At 67.1% G+C, this 22,736-nt stretch carries 18 protein-coding genes; 11 read left to right on the top strand and 7 right to left on the bottom strand.

Annotation, left to right across the window (positions count from 1 at the left end):
* Nucleotides 1-254: 254 nt before the first annotated feature.
* From NM2_RS20005 to nucS, 3 genes are all read left to right on the top strand, one after another.
* Nucleotides 255-1,007, top strand: coding sequence for a rhomboid-like protein (locus NM2_RS20005; protein ID WP_245718128.1), 753 nt, complete (start codon nucleotides 255-257; stop codon nucleotides 1,005-1,007).
* A 41-nt stretch (nucleotides 1,008-1,048) separates the two neighbouring features.
* Nucleotides 1,049-1,777 carry a rhomboid-like protein gene (locus NM2_RS20000; RefSeq protein WP_067670797.1) on the top strand — a complete coding sequence of 243 codons (729 nt, stop codon included), beginning with the start codon at nucleotides 1,049-1,051 and terminating at the stop codon, nucleotides 1,775-1,777.
* 69 nt (nucleotides 1,778-1,846) lie between these two features.
* Complete coding sequence (gene nucS, locus NM2_RS19995) at nucleotides 1,847-2,518, top strand: endonuclease NucS (protein ID WP_067670795.1); 672 nt, start codon at nucleotides 1,847-1,849, stop codon at nucleotides 2,516-2,518.
* A 213-nt stretch (nucleotides 2,519-2,731) separates the two neighbouring features.
* On the opposite strand, the gene NM2_RS51705 is transcribed toward nucS, so the two are convergent.
* From NM2_RS51705 to mce, 3 genes are all read right to left on the bottom strand, one after another.
* On the bottom strand, nucleotides 2,732-3,040 hold the full coding sequence (locus tag NM2_RS51705; protein WP_084531294.1) for an Rv1322 family protein: 309 nt from the start codon (nucleotides 3,038-3,040) through the stop codon (nucleotides 2,732-2,734).
* A 185-nt stretch (nucleotides 3,041-3,225) separates the two neighbouring features.
* Entirely contained in the window at nucleotides 3,226-4,224 is a 999-nt protein-coding gene (locus NM2_RS19990) for a coiled-coil domain-containing protein (protein WP_067670793.1), read from the bottom strand.
* A gap of 86 nt (nucleotides 4,225-4,310) precedes the next feature.
* Nucleotides 4,311-4,781 (bottom strand): methylmalonyl-CoA epimerase, encoded by a 471-nt coding sequence (mce, locus tag NM2_RS19985; protein WP_245718127.1) that lies wholly within the window; start codon nucleotides 4,779-4,781, stop codon nucleotides 4,311-4,313.
* A 192-nt stretch (nucleotides 4,782-4,973) separates the two neighbouring features.
* Here mce and NM2_RS19980 point away from each other — a divergent pair, with 192 nt between their 5' ends.
* The 4 genes from NM2_RS19980 (at nucleotide 4,974) to NM2_RS19965 (ending at nucleotide 8,164) form a co-directional block, all read left to right on the top strand.
* Nucleotides 4,974-6,155: an acetyl-CoA C-acetyltransferase gene (locus tag NM2_RS19980; protein WP_084531293.1), complete on the top strand. Its 1,182-nt coding sequence runs from the start codon at nucleotides 4,974-4,976 to the stop codon at nucleotides 6,153-6,155.
* Nucleotides 6,156-6,419: 264 nt separating this feature from the next.
* A complete protein-coding gene (locus NM2_RS19975) occupies nucleotides 6,420-6,830 on the top strand; it encodes a hypothetical protein (RefSeq protein WP_084531291.1) in 411 nt (136 codons plus the stop codon).
* 70 nt (nucleotides 6,831-6,900) lie between these two features.
* Nucleotides 6,901-7,257: a DUF3817 domain-containing protein gene (locus NM2_RS19970; protein WP_067670789.1), complete on the top strand. Its 357-nt coding sequence runs from the start codon at nucleotides 6,901-6,903 to the stop codon at nucleotides 7,255-7,257.
* Nucleotides 7,258-7,318: 61 nt separating this feature from the next.
* Complete coding sequence (locus NM2_RS19965) at nucleotides 7,319-8,164, top strand: tetratricopeptide repeat protein (RefSeq protein WP_067670787.1); 846 nt, start codon at nucleotides 7,319-7,321, stop codon at nucleotides 8,162-8,164.
* A gap of 39 nt (nucleotides 8,165-8,203) precedes the next feature.
* Here NM2_RS19965 and glgB read toward each other — a convergent pair whose 3' ends face one another.
* Nucleotides 8,204-10,369: a 1,4-alpha-glucan branching protein GlgB gene (gene glgB, locus NM2_RS19960; RefSeq protein ID WP_067670785.1), complete on the bottom strand. Its 2,166-nt coding sequence runs from the start codon at nucleotides 10,367-10,369 to the stop codon at nucleotides 8,204-8,206.
* Nucleotides 10,370-10,409: 40 nt separating this feature from the next.
* On the bottom strand, nucleotides 10,410-12,416 hold the full coding sequence (locus tag NM2_RS19955; RefSeq protein WP_067670783.1) for an alpha-1,4-glucan--maltose-1-phosphate maltosyltransferase: 2,007 nt from the start codon (nucleotides 12,414-12,416) through the stop codon (nucleotides 10,410-10,412).
* Between the two features lie 158 nt (nucleotides 12,417-12,574).
* Between NM2_RS19955 and NM2_RS19950 the strand changes: the two genes are divergently transcribed.
* Both NM2_RS19950 and glgP read left to right on the top strand, forming a co-directional pair.
* Nucleotides 12,575-13,339 carry a dienelactone hydrolase family protein gene (locus NM2_RS19950; protein ID WP_067670781.1) on the top strand — a complete coding sequence of 255 codons (765 nt, stop codon included), beginning with the start codon at nucleotides 12,575-12,577 and terminating at the stop codon, nucleotides 13,337-13,339.
* Nucleotides 13,340-13,470: 131 nt separating this feature from the next.
* Complete coding sequence (gene glgP / locus NM2_RS19945; protein WP_067670779.1) at nucleotides 13,471-16,041, top strand: alpha-glucan family phosphorylase; 2,571 nt, start codon at nucleotides 13,471-13,473, stop codon at nucleotides 16,039-16,041.
* A 12-nt stretch (nucleotides 16,042-16,053) separates the two neighbouring features.
* Here glgP and NM2_RS19940 read toward each other — a convergent pair whose 3' ends face one another.
* The gene (locus tag NM2_RS19940) at nucleotides 16,054-18,114 is read right to left on the bottom strand and encodes an AMP-binding protein (RefSeq protein WP_067670777.1); all 2,061 of its coding nucleotides are present in this window, start codon (nucleotides 18,112-18,114) and stop codon (nucleotides 16,054-16,056) included.
* A 237-nt stretch (nucleotides 18,115-18,351) separates the two neighbouring features.
* Entirely contained in the window at nucleotides 18,352-20,415 is a 2,064-nt protein-coding gene (locus NM2_RS19935; protein WP_067670775.1) for an AMP-binding protein, read from the bottom strand.
* A gap of 309 nt (nucleotides 20,416-20,724) precedes the next feature.
* Between NM2_RS19935 and NM2_RS19930 the strand changes: the two genes are divergently transcribed.
* The gene (locus NM2_RS19930; RefSeq protein WP_067670823.1) at nucleotides 20,725-22,089 is read left to right on the top strand and encodes an NCS2 family permease; all 1,365 of its coding nucleotides are present in this window, start codon (nucleotides 20,725-20,727) and stop codon (nucleotides 22,087-22,089) included.
* Between the two features lie 110 nt (nucleotides 22,090-22,199).
* A complete protein-coding gene (locus NM2_RS19925; RefSeq protein WP_084531302.1) occupies nucleotides 22,200-22,721 on the top strand; it encodes a DoxX family protein in 522 nt (173 codons plus the stop codon).
* The last annotated feature ends 15 nt before the right edge of the window (nucleotides 22,722-22,736 follow it).

The raw sequence follows: 22,736 nt of genomic DNA, 5'->3' as shown, positions 1-22,736 counted from the left end.
GCCTGGCTTGTGTATGATTCGGCCGGTCACACTCCCGAACAGGAAGTACAACCCAGATGGACCTTCTCAGCGGACTCGCTACCTACATCAGCACCATGATCTCTGCTCTGGCCAGTGGCTCGGGCGACTGAACCGCGGGCAACCAGGCTCTCGGCCGTCGACGAGTTCACAGCACCTTCACAAGCGACAGCTAGGCGCGGTGCAGCCTGAATCCGGATGATGGATGGTACGCCGGTGGAGCGGCCTCCGGAGCAGTGACGAAAGGGATCCCCATGGTGGTGCTGACCGCACCCAACCAGGAGACGACGCCGACCGTTTCGGCAACGCCGTCCCGCTTTCGCTGGCGCCGGCTGTTCCTACCGGCGACCTACGGCTACGGGGCGCTGCTCATCCTGGTCACCGTGCTGGTCTCGGTACTGAGCAACTCCGCGCAGACTCGGGTGATGCTGCACGCCAGCACGAATCTGTACAACCTGCTGCACGGCCACATCGGCACACTGTTCTCCAGCGCGCTGTTGATCGGCGACACCGACACCTCGCTGCTGGTGCTGCCGCTGCTGATCTGTCTGCTGGCCTTGGCCGAGCTCAAGTTCGGTGCGAGCCGGCTGATTCGCATCTTCCTGGCCGGACATCTCGGATCGACCCTGCTGGTCGCGTTCGGGCTCTGGGTCGCGGTTGAGGCGCACTGGCTGCCGCTGGAGATCACGCATGCCGAGGACGTCGGGATCAGCTACGGCTCGATGGCGTTGATCGGCGCGTTCCTGGTCCTGATGCCGTCGCGTTGGCGGCCGACCTGGGCGATCACCTGGCTCGCGGTCGCCGTCGCCGGTGTGGCGATGGGCCGCAGCTTCACCAACGTCGGACATCTGCTGTCCGTGTCCATCGGCCTGCTGGTGGGCTTGTGGTTGATCCGCAGCGGGCGGACGGTTCCGGAGCGTTTCAAGCGGGTCGAGATCGTGCTGCTGGCCATCGCGACCGTGCTCGGGTACACAATTCTCGTGGGCTGAGTAGCGCGCGGCTTCCGGATTTCGAGATGAGGAAGTTGCTCATGGTTGGAACCCTGACGGCCGACCGGGCGCAAGCACGGGTGACCTCTGCCGTCGGGCTTCTGCGGCGTCGGCACTGGCTGCCGTTCACCGTCGGATATGTGGTGGCGCTGATCGTGGTCGCCGTGATCTACGCGCGGGTCCGGCCCGATGTGCAGTCTCGCATTCTCGCCGATACGAGTACGAATCTGCAGAATCTCGAGCATGGCCGGGTGGGGACCCTGCTGTCCAGCGCGTTCGTCATCGGGGATACCGACGCTACGATCACGAACGTCCCGCTGCTGGCCTGCCTGCTGATCCTGGTGGAACTGCGTTTCGGTGCGCTGCGCGCGGTCGGGACCTTCCTGGCCGGGCATATCGGCGCGACGTTGCTGGTGGCGGTCGGTCTGTGGGTGGGGATCGCAATGCACTGGCTGCCCGCCAGTATCGGTGCTTCCGAGGACGTGGGTATCAGTTACGGCGGTATGGCGCTGTTCGGGTCGCTCATCGTCATCGTGCCGAAGGCGCGGCGGATCCCATGGGCCCTGGTGTGGCTGGTGATCGCGGTCAAGGGGGTGGTCGACATCAGGGATTTCACCAGCGTCGGCCATCTGCTCTCCTACCTGATCGGTCTGGGGATCGGGACGTTCGTGATCGCCCGCGGTCGCGATGCGGAATATCGGATGAGCTGGTTCGATCTGGTTCCGCTGGTGGCCTCCTCGGCCCTGGCGGTGTCGTTTCTGCTGGATTGATCCTCGGCCGGGGATCGTAGGTGGCCCTTGCCGATCGGGGCTTCGGGGCGGTCGCCTAGAGTGCCTGGGGTGCGCCTCGTGATTGCTCGTTGTCAGGTCGACTACGTGGGTCGGCTCACCGCTCATCTCCCGATGGCTCGTCGTCTGCTACTGATGAAGGCGGACGGATCCGTACTCGTACATTCGGACGGCGGCTCCTACAAACCGCTGAACTGGATGAGCCCGCCGTGCTGGTTGGAAGAACGCGATGCTGACTCCGCCAAACTGTGGGTGGTGACCAACAAGGCCGGTGAGGAACTGCGCATCACCGTCGAGGAGATCGAGCACGACTCCTCGCACGAGCTCGGTGTCGATCCCGGTCTGGTGAAGGACGGCGTCGAGGCGCATCTGCAGGAGTTGCTCGCCGAGCACATCGAAACCCTCGGCGCCGGTTACACATTGATCCGCCGTGAGTACATGACCGCGATCGGCCCGGTGGACATTCTGTGCCGGGACGCCGACGGCGCGACGGTCGCGGTGGAGATCAAGCGTCGCGGTGAGATCGACGGAGTCGAACAGCTCACCCGCTATCTCGAACTGCTCAACCGCGACCCGCTACTCGCTCCCGTCAGCGGCGTCTTCGCGGCCCAGCAGATCAAGCCGCAGGCTCGCACTCTCGCAACCGATCGCGGAATCCGTTGCGTAACACTGGATTACAATGCCCTGCGCGGCACGGAGAGCGACGAGTTCCGCCTCTTCTAGGAGACGGAGTGATTTCCATTACACCTCAATAAATCTCGGACATACCACCCGCAAGCCCCCTGAACCTGCTATGTAACAACAGATTTCGTACGGACATGGGTAACTCCCCGGATACGCCCAAAACGTAACCAGTTGCCTGACTGTCGGCCCGACGCCACAAGTCTCGTCGCGCCCAACGACACGCTGAAGTCCCGGAGAGGCGGGGAGCGGAGCCTAGCCCCAGCGGCGTGTGATGGTTCTGGTGTGGCGGCCTCGCCAGCAGCCGGTGTGCCAGTGGCGGCGGTCGTCTTCGCCGCCTGCGACGGCCCAGGCGACGATATGTGCTGTGCCAGGGGCAATTTCGTGATCGCAGCCGGGGCAGCGGTAGGTCTTCACCGCCCGGGAACCCGGAATCGTGCGCACCACAAAGGTTTCCGAGCCGCCGGGGCCGTTCTCGGTGCGTCCGAAGACATCACCGATCGGACGCGGGTCCCTCTGGGACCGCGCCGACGATCTCCTGGGGCTCGGTTTACGGCGGGGCATGATGTTATCGAGGGTAACTCCCGAGGTGCTGCCGCGGCGGGTCGGCCACCTCGGTACGCATGGGGCTCGGTGCGCATAAGGAAGGCCGCCCCCTGTGCAGGGGGCGGCCTTCGAACGGATATCTGTCGCCCGGATGGGACCAGCTTCGATGCCTCGTGCAGGGCGGGTCCGCAGGGACCTGCGGTCTAGTGCGAGACTTCCGCGCTCTCGCGCTCTTCGTCGTTGACCTCATCCTCGGCATCGCGCAGCTGCTCGGGGATGGCCTTCTGCTGGCGTCCGGATCCGGACTGCTTGCTGGACAGCGACCGCGGTTCGGGGGCGCCGTCGAGCAGTTCGCTCTCGCGGTTGACCGCGGCGAGCATGGCCGGAACGGAGTCGAGCTGGCCGCGAATTCCCAAGAGCTGGGCCAGAACTCGACCGCGCAGCACGCGCATCTCCTCGGCGAGTTCCTTGGCGTGGGCGATCTTGCGGTCGGCCTGCTGGGTGGCGTTGCTGACCAGACGGTTGGCCTCGTCGGTCGCATCCTTGATGCGCTGCGCGGCGTCGGAGCGACTGGTGGCCTCCAGCTCCTCCATGGCGCGGGTGAGCTTGGTGCGCCGGTCGGCCATGCTGACCTCGAAGTCCTGCTGCTGGGCCTTGAGCCTGGCCTCGGCCTCCTTGGTGAGGCGATCGGCCTCGGCCGTGGCGGCCTCGACGATCTTGGCGGACTCGGTCCGCGCATTGGCGAGGGTCTGCTCGAACTCGATCTCGAGCGCCTCGCGCTTCTCCTTGGTCTCGGCCAGCAGCGACTCGTACTTACCACGCATTTCGGTGGCCTGCTGCTCGGCGATGGAGACCATCTCGGCAGCCTCGGCCTGGGCCTGCGCGCGAACCTCGGACGCCTCGTCGGAGGCCAGGCGCAGCATCCGCGAGATGCGGTCGCTCATGCCCTCCGCGGTGGTCGGGGGGACCGACAGGCGGTCGACTTCCTTACGCAGCTCATCGATTTCGTCACGCGCATCCTCCAGCTGGGCGGCCAGGTTCCGGGCCTGGGCAGCGGCGGCATCGCGGTCGGTAGCGGTGACCCTCAGTTCGGCATCGAATCGGTCGAAGTAATTGCGAACTTCATCGCGGTCATACCCCTTCCGGACCACGGTAAAGGGCAACGCAACGAAGCGATTGCGATCGGGCTCAGTGGACGACATGCCCCACAAACTACCGCTTGCGTGCGTGCCATGGTGACCCGACCGCGAATGTCGTTACGAAAGGTTTTCGCGGTCGGATTGCGGTACTAGTGAGTAGGATTCGCGTTCGGCTCGACCAGCTCGATGAGCACACCGCCAGCATCCTTGGGGTGCAGAAAATTGATGCGTGAGCCCGCGGTGCCCGGACGTGGTGCATCGTAGAGCAGACGTACGCCCCGGTCTCGGAGATTGGCTGCTACGGCATCGATGTCGGTCACCCGGTAGGCCAGCTGTTGAAGTCCCGGACCGTTGCGATCGATGAATTTCGCAATGGTGGATTCGTCGTTGAGAGGGGCCAGCAACTGCAGAGCAGTCGACCTGTCTCCGGCAGCGGGCAACGACAGCATTGCCTCGTGCACCCCCTGGCCCTCGTTGACCTCACGGTGCGTCTCGATCATACCGAGCTTTTCGGAGTACCAGGCCACAGCCGCGTCGAGGTCCGGGACGGCGATGCCGACATGGTCCACGGCGATCACATAGTCGGCGGGAATGAATTCGGTCTTTTCGGAAGTGCTCACCTTTCGGAGTGTAATGCGGCCTGCGTGGGGGCCTGCGTGGTTACGCTCCGCTGCCGCCTCCGGCCCTGATCCACCCATGCCGGCGGTAGCGCGCACCACCATGGTGCTGTCCGGACCGCCCGGGTTACCGTGGAGTATCGAGCGGTTCCGTCCCGCCCGTACGCTGCATCGAATCCAGAAGTGAGGCTCATCGTGACCACCACCTCCGTCATCGTCTCCGGCGCCCGCACTCCGGTCGGCCGGCTGCTCGGTGGGCTCGCCGGATTCTCGGGTTCCGACCTGGGCGGATTCGCGATCAAGGCCGCGCTGGAGAAGGGCGGCGTCGCGCCGGAGTCGGTCGACTACGTGATCATGGGACAGGTGCTGACCGCGGGTGCGGGGCAGATCCCGGCGCGGCAGGCGGCGGTGGCCGCGGGGATTCCGATGGACGTTCCGGCGCTGACCGTGAACAAGGTGTGTTTGTCCGGTATCAATGCAATTGCCTTGGCGGATCAGCTGATTCGGGCCGGTGAGTACGAGATCGTGGTGGCCGGCGGGCAGGAGTCGATGACGCAGGCGCCGCATCTGCTGGAGAAGAGCCGGGAGGGCTTCAAGTACGGCGATGTGACGTTGCGCGACCACATGGCCTTCGACGGCCTGCACGACATCTTCACCGATCAGGCGATGGGCCTGCTTACCGAGCAGCGCAACGACGTCGACCGCATCAGCCGCGAGGATCAGGACTCCTTCGCCGCGGCCTCGCACCAGAAGGCGGCCGCCGCGTGGAAGAACGGTGTGTTCGACGACGAGGTGGTCCCGGTCGCCGTCCCGCAGCGCAAGGGCGATCCGGTGCTGTTCGGGCAGGACGAGGGGATTCGCGCGGACACCACCGCCGAGTCACTGGGCAAGCTGCGTCCGGCGTTCCGCAAGGACGGGACGGTGACCGCGGGTTCGGCCTCGCAGATCTCCGACGGCGCGGCCGCGGTGGTCGTGATGAGCAAGGCCAAGGCCCAGGAGCTGGGGCTGAGCTGGATCGCGGAGATCGGCGCGGCGGGCGTGGTGGCCGGTCCGGATTCCACGCTGCAGGAGCAGCCCGCCAACGCGATCGCCAAAGCTTGTGCGCGGGAAGGGATTTCGCCCGCCGACCTGGACGTGGTGGAGATCAACGAAGCGTTCGCCGCGGTCGGCGTCGCCTCGACCCGCAAGCTCGGCATCGACCCGGACAAGGTGAACGTCAACGGCGGCGCGATCGCCATCGGTCACCCGCTGGGCATGTCCGGGGCGCGCATCGTGCTGCACCTCGCGCTCGAGCTGAAGCGTCGCGGTGGCGGCGTCGGCGCGGCGGCCCTGTGTGGTGGCGGCGGTCAGGGCGACGCTCTGATCATCAGGGTGTAGCGCGGCACGGTGTCGCTATAGCCGAGATTCGTTCGGGTGGATCTCGGCTCGATGACCGGTTCGCCGCACGCTGTGGCGTCGGTCGGGTGGAACCGAAGCTCGGGCCGAACGTGGTCGGCTCTCGATGCGGTGTGAGTTCCCAACTGTGGGAAGTGACGAAATCCTCTGTCGCCCACTGCCCCTAGGTTCGGTGCGGCACGGTGTCGGGCGTGCGGGGGGCGACTCCGCGTGCCCGATGCGACATGAGAGAGAAAAGGCTCAACTTTGATCAACACCCGAAAGTTCATCGCTGTCGGTACCGCCGCGCTCGGGATCACCGCTGGTGCAGCAGCACTCGTCCCGGCCACGGCCGCCGCGGCGGCGCCGTACGGCGGCCAGTGCGGCGCGGGCTTCAACGTCGTCGACAAGCATGAACTGAAGGCAGGCACGATCTTCCTCACCTACAACGGCAGGACCAACTGCGTGGTCACCGTGCGGGACCACGCGGGCTCGGCGATCCCGATGGGCGCCGCGGTCCGGCAATCGAAGGACCACTCCGCGGTGGTCATCAACGACGGGCACAAGTTCACCGACTTCGCCTTCGCGAAGGTCGAGGCGCAGGGCAAGTGCATCGACTGGGGCGGCTACATCGGTGACGACCTCTGGCAGCAGTTCAACGTGCACTGCGGCCGCTGAACCGCGATTTCCTGAGAGAATGGGCACACCCACTACGAGGTGTCGTAGCCATTGGGCACAATGGGTTGTCATGGGCGAAATCTTCGACGTGAGCACCCTGGCCAAGCGGGTTCGGCTCTTCGGCATCCTCGAAGTGGGTGGCTGGGTGCTGCTGTTCATCGGTATGTACTTCAAGCACGGCGTGACACCGCCGGTCGAATGGCCGCTGATGGTGTTCGGCATGGTGCACGGCGTCATCTTCCTGGCGTACGCGTTCAGCCTGCTGATGGCGTGGCGGGAGTTCGAGTGGCCGGGGCGCACGATCCTGCTGGGGCTCGTCTCGTCGGTGATCCCGTTCACCTCGCTCTGGTTCGAGCGATGGGCCATCCGATCCGGGCAGTTGGGTGAATTGAGCCCGACCCCGGCACCTGCCGCCGCGGGCTCGTGACAAACTGGAAGTTGTGACTCGACCAGCTGCACGTCGTCCCTCGCCTGCCGTTGCCGCCGCCATGTCCGGCGCGGTGGATCTGTCCGGCTTGAAACAGCCTGCTGCCACGGATGTTCCGGGTGATCACGCGGTCACCGAGGCCAACTTCGAGACCCAGGTGCTGCGTCGCTCGATGCAGGTCCCGGTGGTCGTTGTGCTGTATTCGCAGCGCAGTCCCGGCAGTGTGGATCTGGTCAAACTGTTCGAGCGGCTGGTCGGTGAGGCCGACGGCGCCTGGGATCTGGCGACCGTCGAGGCCGAGCCGAATATGCGCATCGCGCAGGCGTTCGGCGTGCAGGGCATTCCGACGGTGATCGCGGTGGCCGGCGGTCAGCCGCTGGCCGACTTCCAGGGCGCCCAGCCCGAGTCGCAGGTTCGGCAGTGGCTCACCGCCGTGCTGGAGGCCGTGCGCGGGCAGCTGCCCGACGGGCCGGACGGCGAGCCGCAGCCCGAGCCCGAGGATCCGCGTTTCACCGCCGCCGAGGAGGCGCTGGACCGTGGTGACGTCGAGGGTGCGATCAGCGCCTACGAGGCGATCCTGGCCGCCGAACCGGCCAATGCCGAGGCCAAGGCCGCGCTGCGGCAGGTGCGCTTCTACGCCCGCACTCAGGGCCTGCCGCAGGACGCGATCGCCCGCGCCGACGCGGATCCGGCCGATATCGACGCCGCCTTCGCCGCCGCGGATATGGAACTGTTCAACAGCGAGCCCGATGCGGCCTTCACGCGCCTGATCAACTTGATCAAGCGCACCGCCGGGGATGATCGCAACCGGGTGCGCACGCGGCTGGTGGAACTGTTCGAGCTGTTCGACACCGCCGATCCGGTGGTCGTCGCGGCCCGCCGCAAACTGGCGACAGCCCTCTACTGATAGCCCGAAGACATCAGCAGCCTTCGAATGTGAGATTTTTCACTCTGAAGGCTGACCGGGGGCGAGCCAGACCGCGCTGTTGGCGGCGAGGGTGATCGCCGCCGAGACCGGGCGGTCGTGCCAGGGGATTTCGGTGGTGTCGACGCCGCCGAGGTTGCCGATTCCGCTGCCGCCATACGGGATCGCGTCGGTGTTGAGGATTTCGCGCCAATGGCCCGGGAGCGGCAGACCGACGCGGTAGTCGCGGTGCTCGGAACCGGAGAAGTTGTAGAGGCAGGCTATCGGCGAGCCATCGCCGGCATAGCGCAGGAAGGCCACCACGTTGTGGTCGCGGTCGTCGGCCTCGAGCCAGGCGTAGCCGCCGGGGGAGGTGTCCTGCGTCCACAGCGCCGGGTGGGCGCGGTAGGTGGCGTTGAGATCGGCGACGAGGGTGCGGATGCCCGCGTGCAGGGGGTTGTCCAGTTCGTGCCAGTCCAGGCCGCGATCGTGCGACCACTCGCGGAACTGTCCGAAGTCCTGGCCCATGAACAGCAACTGTTTGCCGGGATGTGACCACATGTATGCCAGGAGTGCGCGCACACCGCACGCCTTGGCGAAATCGTCGCCCGGCATGCGGGTCCACAGTGTGCCCTTGCCGTGCACGACCTCGTCATGACTGATCGGCAGGACGTAGTTCTCGCTCCACGCGTAGACCGTGGAGAAGGTGATCTCGTTGTGATGCCAGCTGCGGTGCACCTGATCGTGGCCGAGATAGCCGAGGGTGTCGTGCATCCAGCCCATGTTCCACTTCATGGTGAAGCCCAGGCCGCCGACGTCGGTGGGACGGGTGACGCCCGGCCAGGTGGTGGACTCCTCGGCGATGGTGACCGCGCCCGGATGCCGGGCGTGCAGCGTCGCGTTCATCTCCTGGAGGAACCGCGCGGCCTCCAGATTCTCCCGGCCGCCGTGGATATTGGGTTCCCAGCCGCCCTCGGGACGCGAATAGTCCAGGTAGAGCATGGATGCGACGGCGTCCACGCGCAGGCCGTCGATGTGGAACTCGTCGAGCCAGTACAGCGCGTTGGCGACCAGGAAGTTGCGGACCTGATTGCGGCCGAAGTCGAAAATGTAGGTGCCCCAGTCCAATTGCTCGCCGCGGCGCGGGTCGGGGTGTTCGTACAGGGGTGCGCCGTCGAAGCGGGCCAGGGCCCATTCGTCGCGCGGGAAGTGCGCCGGAACCCAGTCCAGCAGAACGCCGATGCCCGCGGCGTGCAGGATGTCCACGAAGGCGCGGAAATCGTCGGGTACGCCGAATCGGGCGGTCGGGGCATAGTACGAGGTGACCTGGTAGCCCCAGGATCCGCCGAACGGATGTTCGGCGATCGGCAGCAGTTCGACATGGGTATAGCCCTGTGCGCGAACGTATTCGGCGAGTTGGGCGGCCGCCTCGCGGTAGCCGAGTCCGGGACGCCACGAGCCCAGGTGCACCTCGTAGATGCTCATCGGGGCACGGGCCGGATCGGCCGCGCTGCGCGCGTGCATCCATTCGCGATCGTGCCACCGGTAGGAACTTTCGGTGATCACCGAGGCCGTGGCGGGGGGCACCTCGGTCGCGAAGGCGAGCGGGTCGGCGTGCTCGACGATGCCGCCGTCCGCGCCGTGGATCCGGAACTTGTACTTCTCGCCCGGCCCGAGTCCGGCGACGAACACCTCCCACACGCCCGATCCGCCGAGTCGGCGCATGGGGGCGGTGTTGCCGCTCCAGCCGTCGAAGTCGCCGATCACGCTGACGCCGCGGGCATTCGGGGCCCACACCGCGAACGAGGTGCCCGCTACCTCGCCGTCGAGGGTGGTGTAGCGGCGCGGATGCGCGCCCAGGACCTCCCAGAGGCGTTCGTGCCTGCCCTCGCCGATCAGGTGCAGATCCAATTCGCCGAGGGTGGGCAGGAATCGGTAGCCGTCGGCGTCCAGGACCGTGCGGCCGCCGGGATAGGAGACCAGCAGGCGGTAGTCCCACAGATCGGGATACGGCACGACGCCCTCGAACAGGCCGTGCTCGACGTGTTTCAGTAGATGATCCTCGCCGCCGACTCGCGCGGACACCGAATCCGCGTGCGGCCGAAGGGCTCTGACGACGGTGCCGTCGGGATGCGGGTGCGCGCCCAGCACCGCGTGCGGGTCCGGGTGGGTGCCCGCGGCAAGCAGCAGCAGATCGCGACGGTTCATCGGCGGATCTTCCTGTCGGGCTGAGGCATCCGCGTCGCGATCACCGGAATGTCCTGCGGTAGGCCAGTTCCGCGCGGGTACGCGCGGAGACCGGCGGCAGGGCGATGATGTGCGCGACGGCCCGGATCGGGTCCAGTCGGACGTAATTGGTTTGGCCCCAGTGATATTCCTCACCGCTGACCTCGTCCAGGACGACCGGATGGTCGTGCCATTCGCGGCCGATCGCGGGCATGTCGAGCGAGAGCATGCCGTCCTCGGCGCCGAACGGGTTCAGGTTCACCACGATCAGCACCGCGTCGCCGGTGGCCGGATCCACCTTCGAATAGGCCAGCAGTGCGTCGTTGTCCACGTGATGCACGCTCAGGCAGCGCAGCTGCTGCAGCGCCGGATGAGCGCGGCGGATCTCGTTGAGCCTGGTCAGCCAGGGTTCGAGTGATTCGCCGTTGGCCGCGGCCTCGGCGAACGGGCGCGGGCGCAGCTCGTACTTCTCCGAGTCCAGGTACTCCTCGCTGCCCGGCCGCACCGCCTGATGTTCGAACAACTCGAAACCCGAGTACACGCCCCAGGCCGGGCCCATCGTGGCGGCCAGCACCGCGCGGATGGCGAACATGCCCGGACCGCCGTGTTGCAGGCTCTCGTGCAGGATGTCGGGGGTGTTGACGAACAGGTTCGGCCGCGCCTCGTCGGCCTTGGCGGCCAGTTCCAGGGCGAATTCGGCGAGTTCGTGTTTGCCGGTGCGCCAGGTGAAATATGTGTAGGACTGGGTGAATCCGCGTCGGGCCAGGCCGTACATCCGGGCGGGGCGGGTGAACGCCTCGGACAGGAAGATCACGTCCGGGTCGGCGCGGCGGACCTGCGCGATCAGCCATTCCCAGAAGTCGACGGGTTTGGTGTGCGGGTTGTCGACGCGGAAGATGGTGACGCCCAGGGAGATCCAGTACCGCACCACCCGCAGCACCTCGGCGTAGAGGCCGTCGGGATCGTTGTCGAAGTTGATCGGGTAGATGTCCTGGTATTTCTTCGGCGGATTCTCCGCGAACGCGATGGTGCCGTCCGGCAGGGTGGTGAACCATTCGGGATGTTCGTTGACCCACGGGTGGTCCGGGGCACACTGCAGCGCCAGATCCAGGGCCACATCGAGGCCGAGTTGCCTTGCGACGCGGATGAATTCGGTGAAGTCCTCGACATCGCCGAGGTCCGGATGGATCGCGTCGTGCCCGCCCGCGGCCGAACCGATCGCCCACGGCGAGCCGACGTCGTCGGGCTCGCAGGTCAGGGAGTTGTTGCGGCCCTTGCGATTCACCTCGCCGATCGGGTGGATCGGCGGCAGGTACACCACATCGAAACCCATGGCGGCGATGCGGTGCAGTTCCTTCGATGCGGTGGCGAAGGTGCCGTGCACGGGAGTGCCGTCGGCGTCCCGGCCACCGGTGGAGCGGGGGAAGAATTCGTACCACGAGCCGTACAGCGCCCGCCGGCGCTCCACCTGGACGGTGAATTGCGGTCCGCGGGTGACGAATTCGCGTAGCGGATGCTCGCGCAGGATCTCGGCCACCTCGGCGCCGAAGGCCGGGGCCACCCGCGCGGGCAACTGGTCGTCGCCGCGCAGTGCGGTCGCCGCGGCGCGCAGACGTTCCCACTGTTTCTTCGGGACCGCCTGTGCGGCACGGTCGAACAGGCGCGCGCCGAGTTCGAGATCGTTGGCCAGATCCGCCGCGCTCTGGCCGACGGCCAGTTTCGCCTCGACCGCCGCGCGCCATCCGGCGATCGGATCGCTCCAGCCCTCGACGCGGTAGGTCCACTGACCCGGCTCGGTGGGGGTGAACACGGCATTGAACACATCGGGTTCGTAATCGGGCGACATGCGGATGCGCTGGGTGCGCGAGCCGCCCGGGCCGCGGACCGCCAGGGTCGCGGCGACGGCGTCGTGTCCCTCGCGCCAGACCACGGTGCGGACCGGGAACACCTCGCCGACCACGGCCTTGGCCGGGTATCGCCCCGGTCCGAGGGCGGGGGCGGTGTCATCGATGGCGATGCGACCGGTCACGGCGTCAACCGTACCGGTAATCCGGACATGTTCGCGCCGATGACGGAGACGGGTGGCTGCCGGGTGGCGGGAATCGGTATGGGACGGTAGGACCGAAGCGGAACGCTCGCCTCTTTTATGGCGGGTAGGACGACGGCGAATACACAGGAGGACCCACCATGACCGCAGTGCACGGCACATCGGTAGATATTCAGACTCCCGACGGCGTTGCCGATGCCTATCTGGTCCATCCCGACGACGGCGCCGCGCATCCCGGGGTGATCGTCTACCAGGATGCCTTCGGCCTGCGGCCCGCGCTGCGCTCGGTGGCCGATCGCATCGCCTCCCACGGTTATACGGTTCTGACCCCGAACGCGTTCTATCGGGCCGGCCGCGCACCGCTGTTCGATCTGCCGGATCCGATCGATCTGAAGTCGCGGCCGGAGATCTTCGAGAAGATCCGGCCGCTGATGATGGCGCTCACGCCCGAGGCCATGAAGTCCGATTCGGCTGCGTACCTGGACTGGCTGGCGGCATCGGAGCTGGTCAGCGATGGTCCGGTCGGTCTGACCGGATACTGCATGGGCGGGCGGCTGGTGCTGTTCACCGCTGCCGCGCATCCCGAGCGGATCGCGGCCGGCGGCTGCTTCCACACCGGTAACCTGGTGTCCGACGGCCCCGACAGCGTTCATCTGCTGGTCGAGCCGATCACCGCGGAGCTGTTCTTCGGATACGCCGACAACGACCAGGGCGCGACCCCCGAGCAGATCGAGACGCTCGGCAAGGCGCTGGACGCGGCGGGCATCACCCACACCAGCGAGGTATACGAGGGCGCGATCCACGGTTACACCCAGGCCGACACCGAGGCGTACAACGCCGAGGCGGCCGAGCGTCACTACCGCGACCTGCTCGCGTTGCTCGATCGCACGCTGGGTTCGAAGTAGTCTCCGCCGGGTCCCGGGGCCGCCGCGCAGGACGGATGCGGCGGTCCGGGATGCGATGAGTACAGGTCAGAGCCTCGCGGCGGCGCTGTTCGGTGCCGCGTGCGAGGTCCCGGCCGTGTAGGTTCTACCCAATGAAGGCATTGCGTCGTTTCACCGTCCGTGCCCATCTGCCCGAGCGGCTGTCCGCGCTCGGCGACCTCGCCACGAACCTGCGCTGGTCCTGGCATGCCCCGACTCAGGACGTGTTCGCCGAACTGGATCCGCGGCTGTGGGTGGAGCTCGGGCGCGATCCGGTGCGGATGCTGGGGGAGGTCCCGGCCGAGCGGCTGGACGAACTGGCCGCCGACGAGACGTACGTGCGCACGGTCGACGCCGCCGCGGCCGATCTGCAGGACTATCTGACCCGGCCGCGCTGGTTCGGCAAACAGGATCAGGGCCCGCGCTGCATCGCGTACTTCTCGATGGAGTTCGGCGTCACCGAGGTGCTGCCGAACTATTCCGGCGGACTGGGGATCCTGGCCGGGGACCATCTGAAAGCGGCCTCGGATCTGGGACTTCCGCTGATCGGCGTCGGATTGCTGTACCGCTCAGGCTATTTCCGGCAATCGCTGACCGCCGACGGCTGGCAGCGCGAGCATTATCCGGATCTGGATCCGCAGGGGTTGCCGCTGCGGCTGCTGTCCGGTCGCGATGGTTCCGCGGTGCTGGTGCACGTGCCGATGCCCGAGGGACGGGTGCTGCGGGCGCGGGTGTGGATCGCGCAGGTGGGGCGGATTCCGCTGCTGCTGTTGGATTCCGACATCGCGGACAACGATCCCGAACTGCGGGCGGTCACCGACCGGCTGTACGGCGGCGATCAGGACCACCGGATCAAACAGGAGATCCTTTCCGGGATCGGCGGGGTGCGTGCGGTGCGGGCGTTCACCCGTGCGCACGGGCTGCTGGAACCGGACGTCTTCCACATGAACGAGGGACACGCCGGATTCCTGGGCATCGAGCGGATTCGCGAATTCATGTCCGACGGTTTGGATTTCGATGAGGCACTGACCGCGGTGCGGGCCGGAACGGTGTTCACCACGCACACTCCGGTGCCCGCGGGGATCGACCGGTTCGCCGGTGCGCTGGTGCGGCGGTATTTCGGCGGGGAGCACGGCGAACGTGAATCTCCTTTGCTGCCCGGGGTTTCGGTGGATCGCATCGTGGCGCTGGGGCGGGAGGCCGATCCGTCGGTGTTCAACATGGCCCATCTCGGGTTGCGCCTGGCTCAGCGCGCCAACGGTGTTTCGCGGCTGCACGGTGAGGTCAGCCGGAACATGTTCGCGCCGCTGTGGCCCGGATTCGATCCGGCCGAGGTGCCGATCGGCTCGGTGACCAACGGCGTGCACGCCCCGACCTGGGCGGCCCGCGAATGGATCGACAAGGCAAGGGAATTCGTCGGTCCCGAGCTGGTCGAGGAGTCGCGCGGCTGGGAACGGTTGCATGACGTCGATCTGCGCGAGCTGTGGTCGACGCGGAACACGTTGCGCGGCATCCTCGTTGCCGAGGTGCGCCGCCGGGTGCGGGCCTCGTGGCTCGAGCGCGGCGCGGCTCCGGCCGAATTGGGCTGGGTGGACGAGGTTTTCGATCCGAAGGTACTGACCGTCGGGTTCGCCCGCCGGGTGCCGACCTACAAGCGGCTGACCCTGATGTTGCGTGACCCGGAACGGCTGCGCGGGCTGCTGACCGATCCGGATCGCCCGGTGCAGCTGGTGGTCGCCGGTAAGAGCCATCCGGCCGACGACGGCGGTAAGGGGCTGATCCAGCAGGTGGTGCGCTTCGCCGACGATATCGGTGTGCGGCATCGCATCGTCTTCCTGCCCGACTACGACATGTCCATGGCCCGGTACCTGTACTGGGGATGCGATGTGTGGCTGAACAATCCGCTGCGCCCGCTCGAGGCGTGCGGCACGTCCGGGATGAAGGCGGCGCTCAACGGCGGGCTCAACCTGTCCATCCGGGACGGCTGGTGGGACGAGATGTACGACGGGGAGAACGGCTGGGCCATCCCCACCGCGGACGGCGTGCGCGACGATCACCGCCGCGACGATCTGGAGGCCGCGGCGCTGTACGAGACGATGGAACGCGCTGTGCTGCCGCGCTTCTACGAGCGTGACCACCACGGGGTGCCGGTGCGCTGGATGGAGATGGTCCGGCACACCCTGCAGACCCTCGGGCCGAAGGTGCTGGCCTCCCGCATGGTTCGCGACTACGCGGTCGACTACTACGCCCCGGCCGCCGCCTCGTATGCCGCTGTGACACAGGACGATTTCGCCGGAGCCCGGGAACTGGCCGGATATCGCCGCCGGGTCGAATCGGCCTGGCCGCAGGTGAAGGTGCTGCAGGTGGACAGCTCGGGTCTGGCCGACATCCCGGTCATCGGCAACGAACTGTCCCTGCGCGCCCGCATCGATCTCGCGGGCCTGAGCCCGGCCGATGTGGACGTGCAGGCGGTGCTGGGCCGCGTCGGGCCGGACGACGATCTTTCCGAGGTCACCACCGTCGAGATGACGCATATCGGAAGTGATTCCGGGGCAGAGCTTTTCACGGTCGAAACACCGGTCCCGCTCTCGGGCGCGGTTGGCTTCACCGTGCGAGTGCTGCCGCGTCACCGGCTGCTGTCCGGCCCGGCCGAGCTCGCTCTGGTCGTCTCGCCCAGTCCGTAGGCTCGGGCTCGGTCAGCGACGCATCGGTTGGGTGAGGGTGCGTTTGAGGATCTTGCCGGTCGCGTTGCGGGGGAGGGCGTCGAGGAAGACGACGTCGCGGGGGACCGAGAAGCGGCCCAGGCGTCGTCGGATGTAGGTGCGGATCATGTCGGGGTCCAGCGCGAAGCCGTCGCGGGTGACTATGAAAGCGGCCAGGCGCTGGCCGAATTCGCGGTCCGGGACGCCGATCACCGCGACCTCGCTGACCTGCGGTAGATGCGACAGCACCTCCTCCACCGGCCGGGGGAAGACGTTCTCGCCGCCGGAGATGATCATCTCGTCGTCGCGCCCGGCCACGAACAGCCGCCCCGAGGCGTCCAGATAGCCGACATCGCCGGTGTCGAGCATGCCGTCGGCTTCCGAGGGCGGATCGGCATCGGTGTAGCCGTCGAACAGCATGTGGTTGCCGATGAAGATGCGGCCGGTCGCGCCGATCGGGACGGGCCGCAGATCATCGTCCAGCACAGCGATTTTCGTGCCGAGCGGCGGACGTCCGGCGGTGGTCGGCGCGATGCGCAGATCGGCCGGGTCGGCGATGCTCGCCCAGGACACCTCGGTGGATCCGTAGAAGTTGTAGAGGATGTCGCCGAAGGCGTCCATGAATCGCAGCACCGCGGCCCCGGGCAGCGGCGCGCCGCAGCTGGCCACCACGCGCAGGCTGGAGGTGTCGTAATGCGCTCGCACCGAGGCGGGTAGATCCAGGATGCGATGCACCATGACCGGCACGACGATCAGTGTGGTGACCCGGAATTCGGCGATCATGCGCAGGCAGTCCTGGGCGTCGAAATGCTCCGGCAGGATCACCGTCGCCCGCAGTGGCGTGCTGATCTGCAGGGCCGCCAGACCCCAGGTATGGAACAGCGGCGCGGGGATCAGCATCGTCTCGTTCATCCGCAGCGGTATGCGTGACAGCACCGCCGCCACGGTGCCGAATCCCTTGGGATGCGGTCGCACAGCGCCTTTCGACATGCCGCTGGTGCCCGAGGTGAGCACGACCAGCTGCCCGTGCCTGTCCGGCTTGACGAAATTGCCTGTGCCCGAGGTGATCAGATCCTCGACCGTGATGCGGCTGGGCAGCATCCCGTCGTCCACGGTGTTGTAGAGGGGCAGATCAGGGGGGAGATACTCGAGCAGATCCTCCAGATCAGGATCGGTGAACAGTGCTGCCAGCCGGTGGCTTTCGGCGATCTGGGCGATTCGCCCGGACGGCAGCCCGAGATTGAACAGCACCGCGTCGACACCGAGTTTACTTGCCGCGGCCATGATCTCGACCATCTCGGCGTGATTGCGGGACAGTACGCCGACGGCGTCTCCGGCGACCAGGCCGCGTTCGCCCAGTGCGCTCGCGAGTGCGTGACTGCGGGTGTGGACCTCGCGGAACGTGCGATCACCCCGGTCGTCGATGATCGCGGTGCGGCGCGGGGAGTGCGCGGCCGCGGCCGCGTAGCCTCCGGCCAGGGTGAAACCCCAGGCGGCCAGGCCGCTGAGCTGTTTGATCATCCGGTCCGGGCGCATGGTGCGCACCACGCCCGTGGTCACGATCTGCCGGGCGACCCCGGCCTGCAGGCGTATCGACGAGTCCTCGCCGTTGACCAGGATCGAGGTCGGGGCGCGGTCGGCGAGGTCGACCATGCGGCCCAGTCCGGCCGTGATCCACTCGACGACAGCCGAATTCGACAGCGCGGGCACCAGCGGATGCACCCGGCCGGGCGCGAAGCAGGTGATCACGACGTGCGTGCCGTCCGGCCCGCCGCGCAGCCGGATCGCGGCGAAACTGCCCTGTGCCGGGCACTGTAGTTCGACGGTGTGCGCCTCGCGGTTCAGGACCAGCCGGACGTCCAGAACGCGGATCTCGGTATCGACACCGCCCACCCGCATACGCCAGCTCGGCGGTCCGTCGAGGGTCTCGACCGGATCGCACGCGCCGATGCCCGGGAACAGCCGGGGGTAGGTCTCCGGGTCCGCGAGCAGCTTCCACAGCACCCGGGGTGAGATCGCGAGATCGGCACTCGCATCGATGATTTCGGTAACCACACGCTTGCACTTCTGGCTTGGCCGGTTCGGCCACTCGGTTCGGCGGCTAACGCATTTTTAACGGGCCGGACCTGAGTGGTCAAGAAGAAACAAATATTAGGTTGATCATGCATCAAATTGCGGGCAAGTTGCATGTATTCACTGGTTACAGATAACCCTCGGTGGGTGCGGTTGTCAATTGTTAGCTCACCACGTGTGCCGGGGCGTCGGAAAGCCGATCGATCGCCCCGGGCGTCGTCATCGTCGGACGGGCTGTTGGGTCAGTACGCGTTTGAGGACGTTGCCGCTGGCGTTGCGGGGGAGCGCGTCGATGAACATGATGTCGCGCGGCACCCAGGCGCGTCCCAGCCGCACCCGGATGTAATCGCGGATGGCGTCGGCGTCCACGACGTAGCCCGGCCGGACGACGATGAAGGCCGAAAGGCGCTGACCCGATTCGCGATCCGGTCCGCCCACCACCGCGCTCTCGCTGACCTGCGGCAGCTGTGCCAGAGCCTCCTCCACCGGACGCGGGTAGACGTGCTCGCCGGCGCAGACGATCAACTCCTCGGCGCGGGCGACGACGAACAGCCGTCCTAGCGCGTCCACGTACCCCAGATCGCCGGTGTCGATCATGCCGTCGACCTCCTGCGGCTGCGGCGCGTCGAGATAGCCCTCGGTCAGCAGATGGTGACCGACGAAGATCCGGCCGATCGCGCCGACCGGCAGCAGGTGCGAATCGTTGTCCAGCACAGCGAATTTCGCGCCGAGCGGCGGGCTCCCGGCGGTGGTGGGCGAAACCCGGAGATCGGCCGGTTCGGCGATCGCGCCCAGGGACACCTCGGTCGATCCGTAGATGGTGTAGAGGATCTCGCCGAAGATCTCGGTGAACCGCAGCACCGTCGCCGCCGACAGCGGTGCGCCGCCGCAGGTCACCACCTCCAGACTGGACAGGTCGTAACGCGCTCGGATCGCGGCGGGCACGTCGAGGATCCGCTCCACCATGATCGGGACGACGATCAGTGTGCGCACCCGATGTTCGGCGATCAGGCGCAGGCACTCCACGGCGTCGAAGCGATCCAGCAGCACCACCTGGGCCCGCAGCGGGAGGCTGATGTGCATGGCCGCCAGCCCCCAGGAATGCGACAGCGACGCCGCGATCAGCATGGTGTCGTTCATCACGAACGGCAGGCGCGACAGCAGCGCCGCGATCGAGGAGAAGCCGCGCGGCTGCGGGCGGACCGCCACCTTCGCCGGGCCGCTGGTGCCCGCCGTCAGCAGAATCTGCCGACCCGGATGCTCCGGTTTGCCGACATCGCCTCGGCCCACGGCGATCAGCTCCTCCACACCGAGCCGCTCGGGGCGGGCCGGATCGCTGAACGTGCCGAAGCGCATCACGTTCGGCGGGACGTAGGCCACCAGCGGTTCGAATTCCGGATCGGCGAATATCGCTGCCATCCGGTGGTTTTCGGCCAGCGAGGCGATCCGCTGCGCGGGCAGCCAGGTGGTCAGGAAGATCAGGTCCGCGCCGAGTTTCGCTATGGCCGTGACGATTTCGATCATCTCGAGGTGGCTGCGCGCGAGCAGGCCGACGACGTCGCCCGCGCCGATGCCCTGTTCGGCCAGTGCGGCCGCGAGTCGCTGAGTGCGGGAGTGGATTTCGCCGAAGGTGCTCGCGCCGCGATCGTCCACCACGGCGACGCGCTTCGGGGTGTGTCCCGCCATGGCCGCGTATCCGCCCGCGAGGGTGAACCCGTAGGTGGCCAGGCCGTTGATCTGCTTGAACATCCGGTCGGGCCGGATGCTGCGCATCACGCCGGTGGACAGGATCTGCATGGCGACCCCGGCCTGGGTGCGCACCGTGGAGTCCTCACCGTTGAGCACCATCGAGGTCGGCGCGCCGCGCACGAGATCGACCAGTCGGTGCAGGCCGAACGAGATCCATTCCGCCGCAGCGGCATTGGGTAGACTGGGCATGAGCGGATGCACCCGGTCGGGTGCGACGCAGGTGATGGTGGCGCGGGTGCGATCGGCGCTGCCGGACAGGGTGACCGCGGCGAAACTGCGGCGCTCGGTGCACTGCAGTTCCAGGGTGCCCGCCGCGCGATCGGCGATCACCCGGACATCGAGGATGTGGATCTCGGTGTCGCCGCCGCCGATGCGCATGCGCCACACCGGGCGCCCGTCGACGATATCGTGCACATCGCAGGCGCCGATGCCGGGAAAGACCCGGGCGTAATTACGCGGATCGGTCAGCAGGTCCCACAGGACCCCGGGTGCGATCGCGAGGTCGGCGCTCGCGTCGACGATTTCAGTAACCACTCACTTTGCAATTCTCACGTGGCCGGTTCGACAGGCTCGGTTCGGCGGATAACGTATTTGTAACGGCCAGCTGGGGAACGGTCAATAACTTGAATATTCGAGGTGAATTATGCATTTAATTGCCCACTGATTGCTTTCATTGAATATCGGCATCTGTCCGGTGATCGTCCGCCAGCCACGTATTCGCTGGGCGGGGTCGACGCTGCCGCAGTCGATTGCCGCTCGTTCGCGGGACCGGAGATGCGCAACCGTGACATGGCATATAGCGTGCTCGCCAGGCACGTCCGTCCGGCTCAGGTGGAGAAGCAGATGACAATCGAGGCCCAGTCGGGTGCGAAGGGGCGCGTGGACGCCTACTTCGGGATCAGCAGGCTCGGATCGAGCGTGAAGCGCGAGATCATGGCCGGGACCGTCACCTTCCTCGCGATGTCCTACGTACTCGCGGTCAATCCCGCGGTGCTCGGCGACCACGGCACGCTGGGCGCAAAGGGAATTCCCACCCAGGCCGTGTTCACCGCGACCGCCGTCGCCGCGGTGGTCGGCACCCTCGTGATGGGACTGTGGGCGCGCTATCCCATCGCCCTGGCGCCCGGGATGGGCCTGAACGCCTTCTTCGCCTATTCGGTGGTGCTCGGCATGGGCATCCACTGGCAGGTCGCGCTGTCGGGCACGCTGCTGTCGGGCGTGATCTTCTTCGTGCTCGCGATCACCAGAATTCGCGAGAGGATCATCGACGCCATCCCGATGCAGCTGAAACTGGCCGTCGGCGCGGGCATCGGCATGTTCGTGGCCTTCCTCGGGCTGAAGAACGCAGGGCTGGTGGTGGCCAGCGAGTCGACCTTCGTACATCTGGGCGACTTCACCAAGGGGACCACCCTGCTGGCCCTGTTCGGTTTGCTGGTGACGGTGATCTTCCTGGTGCTGGGCTGGCACGGCGCGGTGCTCTACGGCATCGTCGCGACCACGGTCGTGGGAATCGTCAGCGGGCTGGTGTCGCTGCCGCACGCGGTGGTGGCCATGCCGCACGGTCTGGACAAGACCTTCGGGCAGGCCATCGTCAACCTGCCGCACGCGTTCACCGGGCAGATGGCGATCGTCGTGCTGACCATGCTGTTCGTCGACTTCTTCGATGCCTCGGGCACGTTGATCGGCATCGCGAACCAGGCCGGGCTGCTCACCGCCGACGGCAAGCTGCCGCGTGCGGCGCAGGCGTTCGCCTCCGACTCGATCGGCACCGCGGCCGGCGCGATCATCGGCACCTCGACCACCACCGCCTACGTCGAGTCCACCGCCGGCGTCAGCGCCGGGGGACGCACCGGGATCACGGCGGTCTCGACCGCCGGGTGGTTCCTGATCGCGATGTTCCTGTTCCCGATCTTCGAGGTCGTCGCGGGCGCGCCCTCGGTAACCGCGCCCGCCCTCATCGTCGTCGGCGTGCTCATGTCCCGCTCGCTCGGCCAAATCGACTGGGGCGAACTGGAATACGCGATCCCGGCCTTCATCACCGTGATCATGATGCCGCTGACCTACTCGATCGCCAACGGCATCGCCATGGGCCTGCTGTTCTATCCGGTCGTCATGGTTGCCAAGCGCCGCGGGCGCGAGGTCCACCCGGTCGTGTGGGTGCTGGCGGTGATCTTCCTGGCCTACTTCTTCTTCCTGGCCAACAGGTGATTTTCGGCTTCCGGTGAACGCGGGGGCGGACTGGCTCGTAGTCTCGTCAGACGCAGTCCGCAATGTTGCTCGCGCCGACCATCGGGGACCGAGACCACAAGGACATCGATATGACCGCTCACACCACCATGTCAGGGGGGCTGCATACATCCGCCGCCGATTCGGCGGGCACCGACATCGGCCTGCTCGTGCTCCGGGCCGGCAGCGGCGGCCTGCTGTTCGTCACCGGGAGCCAGAAGCTGTTCGGCTGGTTCAACGGCACCGGATGGCAGCGGACAACCGAGAGTTTCGAGAAAATGGGATACCAGCCGGGCAAGGTGTTCGGCACGCTGGCCGGGCTGTGCGAATTCGCCGGCGGCGCGCTGCTCGTGCTCGGGCTGCTGACCCCGCTCGCGGCGGCCGTCGTCATCGGCACCATGATCAACGCGGTGCACGTCACCTGGCCACACGGCTTGGTCGCCTCGTCCTCGGCGGTGCTGCTGATCGTCGCGGCGGCCGCCCTCGGCTTCGCCGGACCGGGCCGCATCGCACTGGACCACAACCGCCCATGGCACCGTCAGGGGCTGGCCTGGGGCGCCGCGGCCGTCGCATTGGGCGTGGTCGCAGCCTTTGTCACACTCGCGGTGAAGTAATCCGAGATCGGCGAA

It is taken from the genome of Nocardia miyunensis NBRC 108239, assembly GCF_001613065.1.
GTDB lineage: Bacteria > Actinomycetota > Actinomycetes > Mycobacteriales > Mycobacteriaceae > Nocardia > Nocardia miyunensis.
Note: the sequence above shows the minus strand (reverse complement) of the source record. Positions and strands in the feature narration are given on the sequence as shown.

Bases quoted from the DNA above. Each gene is read 5' to 3' on its own strand.
- NM2_RS20000 (WP_067670797.1), top strand. From the start codon at position 1,049: ATGGTTGGAACCCTGACGGCCGACCGGGCGCAAGCACGGGTGACCTCT.
- NM2_RS51705 (WP_084531294.1), bottom strand. From the start codon at position 3,040: ATGCCCCGCCGTAAACCGAGCCCCAGGAGATCGTCGGCGCGGTCCCAG.
- NM2_RS19990 (WP_067670793.1), bottom strand. From the start codon at position 4,224: ATGTCGTCCACTGAGCCCGATCGCAATCGCTTCGTTGCGTTGCCCTTT.
- NM2_RS19970 (WP_067670789.1), top strand. From the start codon at position 6,901: ATGGGCGAAATCTTCGACGTGAGCACCCTGGCCAAGCGGGTTCGGCTC.
- NM2_RS19965 (WP_067670787.1), top strand. From the start codon at position 7,319: ATGTCCGGCGCGGTGGATCTGTCCGGCTTGAAACAGCCTGCTGCCACG.
- glgB (WP_067670785.1), bottom strand. From the start codon at position 10,369: ATGAACCGTCGCGATCTGCTGCTGCTTGCCGCGGGCACCCACCCGGAC.
- NM2_RS19950 (WP_067670781.1), top strand. From the start codon at position 12,575: ATGACCGCAGTGCACGGCACATCGGTAGATATTCAGACTCCCGACGGC.
- glgP (WP_067670779.1), top strand. From the start codon at position 13,471: ATGAAGGCATTGCGTCGTTTCACCGTCCGTGCCCATCTGCCCGAGCGG.
- NM2_RS19930 (WP_067670823.1), top strand. From the start codon at position 20,725: ATGACAATCGAGGCCCAGTCGGGTGCGAAGGGGCGCGTGGACGCCTAC.
- NM2_RS19925 (WP_084531302.1), top strand. From the start codon at position 22,200: ATGACCGCTCACACCACCATGTCAGGGGGGCTGCATACATCCGCCGCC.